This is a genomic window from Burkholderia perseverans (genome assembly GCF_022870505.1).
Classification (GTDB): Bacteria; Pseudomonadota; Gammaproteobacteria; order Burkholderiales; family Burkholderiaceae; genus Burkholderia; species Burkholderia plantarii.
In genome coordinates this window covers 2,989,961-2,995,960 of the sequence record NZ_CP045094.1, presented here as the reverse complement: position 1 = coordinate 2,995,960, position 6,000 = coordinate 2,989,961, and the positions used below count along the sequence as shown (strand labels likewise).

Here is a 6,000-nt window from a genome sequence, read left to right as displayed (position 1 = left end):
TAACACTTCAGCGCAGCGTTTACAACCACTCCTTCCCCAAAACAAAAATGCCGTTCAGTTGCTTAACTGAACGGCATTAGCGCAAGTGCGCGGCTTTTCGGGAGCGGCGCGCCTGACTGCGGCGCGTGATCCGGTTCGATCGGGCGGATGCCCTTCGCTCAGACGGCCTTCGGTGCGGCGGCCGTGCGGCGCGATGCAGCGGCGGCCGAGTTGGCGGCCTTGGTCGCGACGGCGGCGGCGGCGTTGAAGTTCGATTCGGCGATCTCGACGGCCTGCTTGGTGGCCTTCTGCACCGTTTCGTAGGTCGTGTTCGCGGCGTTGATCGCCGACTTCAGCGCGGCGACGGCCGTTTCCGAACCGGCCGGGGCGTTCTTCGCGACGTTGTCGACGAGCGCCTGGACCTTCAGATTCTGCTCCTGGTACTGGGCTTCGGCAACCTTGGCGAATTCGGCCTGCGTCGTCGAGGCGATGTCGTACAGGTGGCGGCCATAGGCCAGCACCTTCTCGGCGACCGGCTGGGCGAAGCTGGCCTGCAGCGCGATCAGTTCCTGCGCGTCCTTCACCGACAGCGCACGCTGCGCGTTTTCCTGGCTTTCCGCGAGCGTCGACTTCACGACCTGCACGTTCAGCTCGATCAGCTTCTCGACGCTTTCGAATGCCTTCGTCGTCAGGCCGAACAGGCTTTCGAGGTTGGCCTTCTGGGCGGCGGCGATTTGCTCGGGGGTCAACAGGGACATGGTTTTGGCTCCTGATTGACGATCGCCGGCTTCGCGGCGATCGCTTGAGTTAAGGGGCACGACAGGGGGCAATACAGTGTTCCGCATCTGCGCAATGCCTTGTGCATTGCAACAACGGTTCCCATTCTAGGACGTTCGGAACGGATGTCAAGCGCTTTTGGTGCGCTGCACAATGGCACTATTTTCCCGGAAAAACAATGGTTTGTATCGTTCCGGATGGAATCGGTTTCGGTGCCGCCGGCATTGCGCGGGACGGCTTGATGCGCGGTGTTCCCGCACGATTTGTGATCCTGGCGAATCACGGGTTTACGACGGTCAGTCGAGGTAAACCGATTGGCGCGATGGAACGTTTGAGATGGATCCCGGTCGAAAACCGCCATTCGCTTGTGCGCCGTTCGACTGTGGCACGCGGCCGCCGACTCATCTCGTTTGCGTGTTTCGATGCCGTTGATGCTGGTCCCCGCTGCAATTCGTCGCCGCGGCGCCGTTATACCGGATGTCCGGTGGGTGCCGGGTTGCGGGCATACGTTGTCATCGTATTTTTCGATGGAAAACGGGAGCGTGATTGCGCTGGCGCGATCGTCTCTTACAATCCGGTTTAACGAAAGCCGGTAAGTGCCTAAAATTGCTTATTTTTTCAGGTTTTACTACACTTGCGGAAACCTCCCGCCGCTCTGTTCAGACCCCAATGAAAGCCTCACTGTTCTCGCCGTTGAAGATGATGCACGGTGCGGCCCTCGGCACCGCGGTGTCGGTGGCTGTCTCGATGCTCGTCGCATCGGTCGCCGTCGCGCCCGCGGATGCCGTTGCCGCGCCCGCCAAATCCACCAAATCCGCGAAAGCGGCCGCGTCCGCCAAGGGCAAGAAGCGGACCGTCGCCGCCGAGAAGAAAGCCGCTCGCGTGGCCGCCGCCGAAGCGCCGCACCGCGGCCGCCGGCACGTCACGCTCGCGGCCGGCCCGGGCCACCATCACGGCGCGGTGCGCCGCGTCGCGTTCCAGCCGCGCCAGCAGTCGGTCGGTCAGGCGTTCGGCCTGCATGACACGCCCGACGCGCTCGCGCTGCGTTCGAGCGTGGCCTACGTCGTCGATCAGGCCACCTCCGAGCCGCTGTTCGACAAGAATTCGCATGCCGTCGTGCCGATCGCCTCGATCTCGAAGCTGATGACCGCGATGGTCGTGCTCGATTCGAAGGCGCCGCTCGAGGAGCAGATCGCCGTCACCGACGAGGATCGCGACTACGAGAAGGGCACCGGTTCGCGCCTGTCGGTGGGCTCGGTCCTGTCGCGCGAGGACATGCTCCACATCGCGCTGATGGCCTCCGAGAATCGCGCCGCGGCCGCGCTGTCGCGCTACTACCCGGGCGGCCGTCCGGCGTTCATCGCGGCGATGAACGCGAAGGCGAAGTCGCTCGGCATGACCGACACGCATTTCGAGAACTCGACGGGTCTGACGAGCCTGAACGTGTCGAGCGCGCGCGACCTCGTCAAGATGATCGACGCCGCGTACCAGTACCCGCTGATCCGCCGCTTCTCGACCGACCGCACCTATACGGTGTTCACCGGCAAGCGCTCGCTCGTCTACAACAGCACGAACGCGCTGGTGCGCAATCCGTCGTGGGACATCGGACTGCAGAAGACCGGCTTCATCAACGAGGCCGGCGAGTGCCTCGTGATGCAGACGACGATCCACGGCAAGCCGATCGTGATGGTGCTGCTCGATTCGTTCGGCAAGTACTCGCGCACCGCCGATGCCTCGCGCGTGCGCAACTGGCTCGACGCCGGCGGCGGTGAGCGCCTGACGGCCGCGAACACGGGCGCCGGCGGCACCTGATCGCCGCGTGGCACCGAACAAAAAACCCCGCGATCGCGGGGTTTTTTTATTGGCGCGCCGGAATTCGCGGGGCCGGATTGACTGGCGGCAGTCGGGCCGCCCGGCTGCCCGCTTCAGAGCGACTTGGTAAGCGCCTCGCCCGAGATCTCGCGCGGCGGCCGATAGCCGAGCGCCTCGGAGATGGTCAGCGCGGTGTGGCTGATCTGGCCGAGCCAGGCGTCCTGCAGCCGGTCGGCCGGGGCCGACAGCGACAATCCGGCCACCAGCTTGCCCGAGTCGTCGTAGATGCCGGCCGCGATGCAGCGAACGCCGAGCTCGAGTTCCTCGTTATCGCGCGCGCAGGCCTGCTGGCGCACCAGCGTCAGCTCGCGCTCGAGCTTCATCAGGTCGGTGATGCTGTTCTGCGTATGGCCGGCCAGACCGGTGCGCGTCGCGTAGGCGCGCACGCGCGTGGTTTCGTCGGCGGCCAGGAACAGCTTGCCGACCGAGGTCAGGTGCAGCGGCGCGCGTCCGCCGATCGCGCGCACCACCTGCATGCCCGAGCGCTCCGAATAGGCGCGCTCGATATAGACGATCTCGTCGCCCTGGCGCACCGACAGGTTCACGGTCTGCCCCGTCAGCCGGTGCAGTTCGCGCATCGGCATCAGCGCCGCGTCGCGCACCGACAGCCGCGCCTTGACGAGATTGCCGAGCTCCAGCAGCCGCATGCCGAGGCGATAGGTGCCGGGGTCCGAACGGTCGACGAGGCGGCAGGTCACCATGTCGTTGAGAATCCGGTGCGCGGTGGAAGGATGCAGCTCCGTGCGCTGGGCGAGCTCCTTCAGGCTGACCGGGTCGGTGTGGTCGGCGAGCGCATCGAGCAGTCGCATCATGCGTTCGATCACCTGGATCGACGTCTTCGGGTCAGGATTCTGAGTGCTCATCGTGAAAAATCAGTTGACCTGTCAAACGGTGAGGAGGCGATTGTATATCGTAATGTGAAAAAAGCGAACGCCGTTCGAGGAGGCCTTCTGATCGAATCGGGGAATTCCCTTTCGCCGTTTGCGGCGCTGCGGCGTTGGTCCGGCGAGCCAAACGGCGGATAATGAGCGGCGTTTTCTCGAAGGAGTCGCCATGCGAGTCGGATTGTTCGTCACCTGCCTGATTGACCTGATGCGACCCGAAATCGGTTTTTCCGCGCTGAAGCTGATCCGCGAGGCCGGTTTCGAGGTGGGCGTGCCGCCCGCGCAGACCTGCTGCGGGCAGCCCGCCTACAACTCGGGCGACCGGCGCCTCGCGCGCGATCTCGCCGAGAAGACGCTGCGCGAATTCGAGCCGTTCGACTACGTCGTGGTGCCGTCGGGCTCGTGCGGCGGCATGATCCGCGCACATTACGGCGACCTGTTCCGCGACGATCCGGAACTGATGGCGCGCTTCGGGCGCCTGCGCGAGCGCGTCTACGAGCTGACCGATTTCCTCGTCAACGTCGCGAAGGTGCAGCTGCCGCCCGGCGAATTCGGCGGGCCGGTGGCGTACCACGATTCCTGCTCCGGCCTGCGCGAACTCGGTGTGAAGGCGCAGCCGCGCGCGCTGCTGGCCCAGCGCGGCGTCGAGGTCACCGAGATGAAGGATTGCGAGCACTGCTGCGGCTTCGGCGGCACGTTCGCGGTCAAGTACGGCGCCATTTCCACTGCGATCGTCGACGAGAAGTGCGCGAACGTGCAGGCGAGCGGTGCGCGCGCCGTGGTGCTCGGCGATCTCGGCTGCATCCTCAACATCGAGGGCCGGCTGCGCCGCCTGGGCGACAGCGAGACGCGCGTGCTGCACGTCGCGCAGGTGCTCGCCGGTGATCTCTGAGCGGCTCGCGCCGCATTCCCTTTTCCGATTGCCGCCAGCCGGGTCAGCCAGCCATGCAAGTCCAATCGATGCAGTTCAAGGCGCGCGCCGGGCAGAAGCTCGCCGACCAGCGCCTGCAGCAGAACCTCAAGAAGCTGTCGACCAATTTCGTGTCGGTGCGCGCCGACGCGATGGCGCAGATCGACTTCCCGGCCACGCGCGCCGCGCTGAAGGCGCGCCGCGACCGCGCGCTGGCGAATCTCGACATCTGGCTCGAGGCGTTCGAGCGCGAGGCGTCGCGGCGCGGCACGACGGTGCTGTTCGCCGAATCGATGGCCGATGCGGCCGCGCTCGTCGCCGACATTGCCAGGCGCCACGACGTGAAGAAAGTGATCAAGACCAAGTCGATGGTGTCGGAGGAGATGCGCATCAACGCGGTGCTGGCGGAGATCGGCGTGGAGTCGGTGGAGACCGATCTGGGCGAATACATCCTGCAGATCAACGGCAACGAGGCGCCGAGCCACATCATTGCGCCGGTGCTGCACAAGGACAAGGACGAGATCGCCGACCTGTTCGCCGCCACGCACCAGCGCGCGCGGCTCACCGAGATTCCGGACATGACGCGCGAGGCGCGCGAGATGCTGCGCTCGCACTTCCTCGGCGCCGACATGGGGCTGACGGGCGGCAACTTCGTGGTGGCCGAGACCGGCTCGGTGGTGCTCGTGACCAACGAGGGCAACGAGGGCATGTGTACCGTGATGCCGCGCGTCCACGTGGCCGTGACCGGCATCGAGAAGGTGCTGCCGACGCTCGAGGATCTCGCCACCGCGATGCGGCTGCTGCCGCGCTCGGCGACCGGACAGAAGGTCTCGAACTATTTCTCGCTGCTGACAGGGCCGCGCGGCCCCGGCGACGAGGACGGCCCGGAGCACAACTACGTGGTGCTCGTCGACGGCGGTCGCACCGGCCTGCTCGGCGGCGAATTCCAGGAGATGCTGCGCTGCATCCGCTGCGGCGCCTGCATGAACCATTGTCCCGTCTATCAGAAGATTGGCGGCCACGCCTACGGCTGGGTCTATCCGGGGCCGATGGGCTCGGTGCTGACGCCGAGCTACGTGGGGATCGACCGCTCGCTCGACCTGCCGCAGGCGGCCACGCTCTGCGGCGAATGCGACAGCGTCTGTCCGGTCGGCATCCCGCTGTCGGGCCTGCTGCGCCGCCTGCGCGAGAAGCAGGTCGAGCGGCGCCTGCGGCCTTGGCGCGAGCGGGCGGCGCTGGCCGTCTGGGGCTTCGCGGCGCGCCGGCCGATGCTGTATGGCCTCGTCACCAAGCTGGCCGTGCGGATTCTCGAGCGCGTCGGCGGCGCGCGCGATTCGGGCCGCGGCATCCGGCGCCTGCCGCTCGCGGCCGGCTGGATCGATACGCGCGACCTGCCGACGCCCACCGGGCGCACGTTTCGCGAACTCTACGCGGCCTCGCAGACTCACTTGGGGTGAGGGCGGGGTACCAAAAGGCAACGTGTCGAATCGGTGTTGATTTTCCGCAGTGGCGCCGCCGCGAATTTGGCGACTGTTCGCCGCACGACAACACTGCGTTCGCTATTTGATGGTTTTTCTT

6 protein-coding genes are annotated in these 6,000 nt (G+C 66.0%); 4 read left to right on the top strand and 2 right to left on the bottom strand.

Going from position 1 to position 6,000, the window contains the following annotated elements; translation table 11 throughout:
* Window positions 1-158 precede the first annotated feature (158 nt).
* Window positions 159-737 (bottom strand): phasin family protein, encoded by a 579-nt coding sequence (locus BpN12_RS27825; protein ID WP_042625489.1) that lies wholly within the window; start codon window positions 735-737, stop codon window positions 159-161.
* Window positions 738-934: 197 nt separating this feature from the next.
* Here BpN12_RS27825 and BpN12_RS27820 point away from each other — a divergent pair, with 197 nt between their 5' ends.
* Both BpN12_RS27820 and pbpG read left to right on the top strand, forming a co-directional pair.
* On the top strand, window positions 935-1,339 hold the full coding sequence (locus tag BpN12_RS27820) for a hypothetical protein (protein ID WP_246795405.1): 405 nt from the start codon (window positions 935-937) through the stop codon (window positions 1,337-1,339).
* A gap of 86 nt (window positions 1,340-1,425) precedes the next feature.
* Complete coding sequence (gene pbpG / locus BpN12_RS27815) at window positions 1,426-2,568, top strand: D-alanyl-D-alanine endopeptidase (protein WP_246795404.1); 1,143 nt, start codon at window positions 1,426-1,428, stop codon at window positions 2,566-2,568.
* A gap of 113 nt (window positions 2,569-2,681) precedes the next feature.
* Here pbpG and BpN12_RS27810 read toward each other — a convergent pair whose 3' ends face one another.
* Window positions 2,682-3,491: an IclR family transcriptional regulator gene (locus BpN12_RS27810; protein ID WP_246795403.1), complete on the bottom strand. Its 810-nt coding sequence runs from the start codon at window positions 3,489-3,491 to the stop codon at window positions 2,682-2,684.
* A 190-nt stretch (window positions 3,492-3,681) separates the two neighbouring features.
* On the opposite strand from BpN12_RS27810, the gene BpN12_RS27805 reads away from it, so the two are divergent.
* Window positions 3,682-4,404 carry a (Fe-S)-binding protein gene (locus tag BpN12_RS27805; RefSeq protein WP_246795402.1) on the top strand — a complete coding sequence of 241 codons (723 nt, stop codon included), beginning with the start codon at window positions 3,682-3,684 and terminating at the stop codon, window positions 4,402-4,404.
* Between the two features lie 53 nt (window positions 4,405-4,457).
* Window positions 4,458-5,879 carry a lactate utilization protein B gene (locus BpN12_RS27800; RefSeq protein WP_246795401.1) on the top strand — a complete coding sequence of 474 codons (1,422 nt, stop codon included), beginning with the start codon at window positions 4,458-4,460 and terminating at the stop codon, window positions 5,877-5,879.
* Window positions 5,880-6,000: the final 121 nt, after the last annotated feature.